2 protein-coding genes are annotated in these 3,186 nt (G+C 55.2%); both read right to left on the bottom strand.

Translation table 11 applies throughout. The features are described 5' to 3' along the window. Positions 1-368: 368 nt before the first annotated feature. Positions 369-1,799: an aldehyde dehydrogenase family protein gene (locus tag GA0061098_RS43240; RefSeq protein WP_091968205.1), complete on the bottom strand. Its 1,431-nt coding sequence runs from the start codon at positions 1,797-1,799 to the stop codon at positions 369-371. Between the two features lie 1,057 nt (positions 1,800-2,856). Beyond that, positions 2,857-3,186: DUF2817 domain-containing protein (locus tag GA0061098_RS44630; RefSeq protein ID WP_129591138.1), on the bottom strand; the 330-nt coding region annotated here is incomplete at its 5' end.

A 3,186-nucleotide genomic window follows, 5' to 3' on the forward strand; every position in this document is an offset into this window, starting at 1 on the left:
CCCAATCGGTGTCGCGGCGGCATCTTCCGAGCGATCAGCGCCCACTCGGCATCGGTCAGATCGCGTGGCCACACAGGCGCGATCGCTACCGTCGCTGAGTAAGGCTTAATTTACCCGCTTTGCATAGTAATGCAACGGTCGTCAGGTCTAAGATGCAGTACTCGGGCGAGCGCGCTTTCACGGCGGCCGGCCCTAAACTGCACAGAATTCTGAGACGTCAGGAAGTTTCCGGGATACCAGGTGACCGGCGGAAGGCAAACTCACTCATGAGATTGCAAGCTTTCAGGAGAGAAGATCTCGGAAGCTTGCAATCCTAGTCTCAATTGCATCAGGATAAAATTGTGCTTAAGGGCTTTGAGCCTCGCAGTTCAGCCCTCAATAAAGCCAGCAACGGACTTTACCTCCAAATAGTCTTCAAGACCGAAGCGACCCCATTCACGACCGTTGCCCGATTGTTTGTACCCTCCGAAGGGAGCGTCGCAATCAAGCAATACGCCCTGCAGATATATGGCGCCAGCTCGAATGAAGCGACCAACCTTGCGCGCGCGTTCGGGTGAGTCTGCGAATACGTAACCGGCGAGACCATACGGCGTATCGTTTGCGATTCGGATTGCGTCTATCTCGTCCTTTGCGCCAATGATCGCAAGCACCGGCCCGAAGATCTCCTCACGCGCAACTGTCATTTCGTTTTTGACATCTGCGAAAATGGTGGGGCGAACGTAAAAGCCCCTATCCATTCCATTCGGTCGGCCCAAACCGCCGGCGACCAGCGTGGCCCCCTCATCTATGCCTTTCTGGATCAATGCCTGAATTTTCTCCCATTGGCCACGGTTTACCACGGGACCTATATCAGTCCCTTCGGTTCGGGGATCGCCGACTTTGAATTTGTCTGCGGCGGCTTTTGCGATCTCTGCCACCTCCGCCATTCGTGATTGCGGTACGATGAGGCGCGATGGTGCATCGCAAGATTGCCCCGAGTTGAGGACAATTTTCGCGATGCACCCGCTGACTGCCGTGTTGAGATCGGCATCATCGAGAATGATGTACGGTGACTTACCTCCGAGCTCTTGGCTGACACGCTTGACAGTAGAAGCGGCGCGGATCGCAACATCAATCCCGGCGCGGGTCGAGCCAGTAAACGAGATCATGTCGATATCTCGGTGATCACTCATGGCAGCGCCGACCTCATGGCCAAGACCGTTAACTAGGTTGAATACCCCTTTAGGTAAGCCCGCCTCGTGAACGATCTCCGCGAATATCAGTGCACAACTTGGGGTAAATTCCGAAGGCTTAAGGATCATAGTGCAGCCAGCTGCGAGGGCTGGCGCCACTTTGCAAGCAATCTGATTCATTGGCCAATTCCAGGGCGTGATCATCCCGACCACCCCGATCGGCTCGCGCAACACCGCCGCGCTGCCAATTCGCTCCTCGAAAGAGTAATTCTTGAGGACTTCGAGTGTGGTGACGAGATGGCTTAATCCAGACTTGGCCTGCTTCAGTTCCGCCATACGAAGCGGAGCGCCCATCTCGTCAGCGATTGAATCGCCGATCTCTTTCATTCGGCGCTTGAAAATCTCGACGATGTTTTTGAGCAGAATGATGCGCTCCTCGCGGCTGGTCTGAGAAAAGCTCTCAAAGGCCCGCCTAGCCGCTATGACCGCCTTATCGACATCAGCTTTCGAGCCCAGCGCAACCTCGTACATTTCCTCTGCCGTCGCTGGATTGACAATACGCGTTGTTTTCGTAACGGCGGGATCGATCCAAGCGCCATCTATGTAGAACCGCATTCGATTGACCATGTCATCCTCTCCAGGTTGTAATGTGGGCGGGCCGCCAGGGCGAATAGTAGTTTTGTTTCTAGTATTCAGTTGTGCGCCGTTTGGGATGGCGAATTCTTAAAAAGGTGGCCAGCTCTGTTGAGCGGGCTAGTCGGGAGGAAAATGCCATGAGGTCCGTCGAGGGTCCGAAGCAAAAGTTCATGCTGTCGACCCAAGCTCTTTGTTGAAAACACGGTTGCCTGTTCTCTTGCGGCCGGAGTCCTCATTCCACCAAGTGCGGATCTTGCTGTGGCACCGACTATGCGTCGGGCGCCAAGGCGCTCCCCAACTAGCACAGGCTCCCCACTCTAAGGCGCACCTGCAGTGGTTGTTGGTCTCTAGTCAAATGGCTCCAGTGAAGCTCGTATAGCTCCTTTGTCGCGCAGCTTAGCAATGATCCTCGCGCCAGTTTCGCGTATTTTCTCCAAAAAGAAGTGAGTGGGTGCAGCTTCCCCGCGCGCCACAGCTATTTCGATCTTTGCCGATGTCGAGCGGATCTCCGCCGGCTCGCATTGGTCAGCACGAGTGCAGGAAAGGGTTCAGTTTAGGCAATTTGTCAGCGATACTTTCCCGCCCGAGACCATGACGATGAATGCGTGTTCTAGGACAGACTGTAACCCGCAGACGACGACTCCGATGTAGGCTGGGAGTATGAGATTCGAGAGAACGGATGAAATCGCATTGCCGTCAATAGTTTTGACTAACAAACCTCAGTTGCCGCTCGGCGCGGTCACTGTGCGATTTCCGGGAGCGCGCTTCCCTCTCAAACGTACGCTCGAGCAGCCCCGCTTAATGAAGCTGCCATGTGCCAGATGCTGGTTTCACGGTCGCGGCCCTTCCATCATTTGTTGATGTACTAGGCGGCTACGATACAGCACTATCTCTTTCCAATCGGCTCTGTCAGGATGATTGTGCTGCTTCACGGTTTGGCGAATGTCACGCCCCGAGTGGCTTTCAATCTGAGCTCAACCGTGGGCGAAGAGCCAGTGGTCAGCGCGCAAAACTGGTCTGGCTGGCTCCGGAGGGTAGGTCCCGAACTCTAAGCAAACGTAGACGTGGCGATCACCCAGGAGTCGCTACGCCAAGAGTCGTCCTGCGTGCCATTGTCATATCCGTGGTTTTGTGGCGGGAGCCGTGAAATCGATGAAATTCTGTTGTGGTCGCAAGCTTCTTGGGTGACGCGACGATCCCGTGCGAATCCGTATCGCGTCACTGCGTGGATTAGCAACATGGCTTCATCAGATTTTGAGCTCTTCGTATCCACGCTCGGCCAACTAGCAGGCTGTTGAAAAAGGCGCTCGCCGCCGACCGTCGACCATGATTCATTGGCTCCGATGAGATTCGGAGACGGTGCGTGCGCGGTGGCGAC

It is taken from the genome of Bradyrhizobium shewense (assembly GCF_900094605.1).
GTDB classification, from domain to species: Bacteria; Pseudomonadota; Alphaproteobacteria; order Rhizobiales; family Xanthobacteraceae; genus Bradyrhizobium; species Bradyrhizobium shewense.

Bases quoted from the DNA above. Each gene is read 5' to 3' on its own strand.
- GA0061098_RS43240 (WP_091968205.1), bottom strand. From the start codon at position 1,799: ATGGTCAATCGAATGCGGTTCTACATAGATGGCGCTTGGATCGATCCC.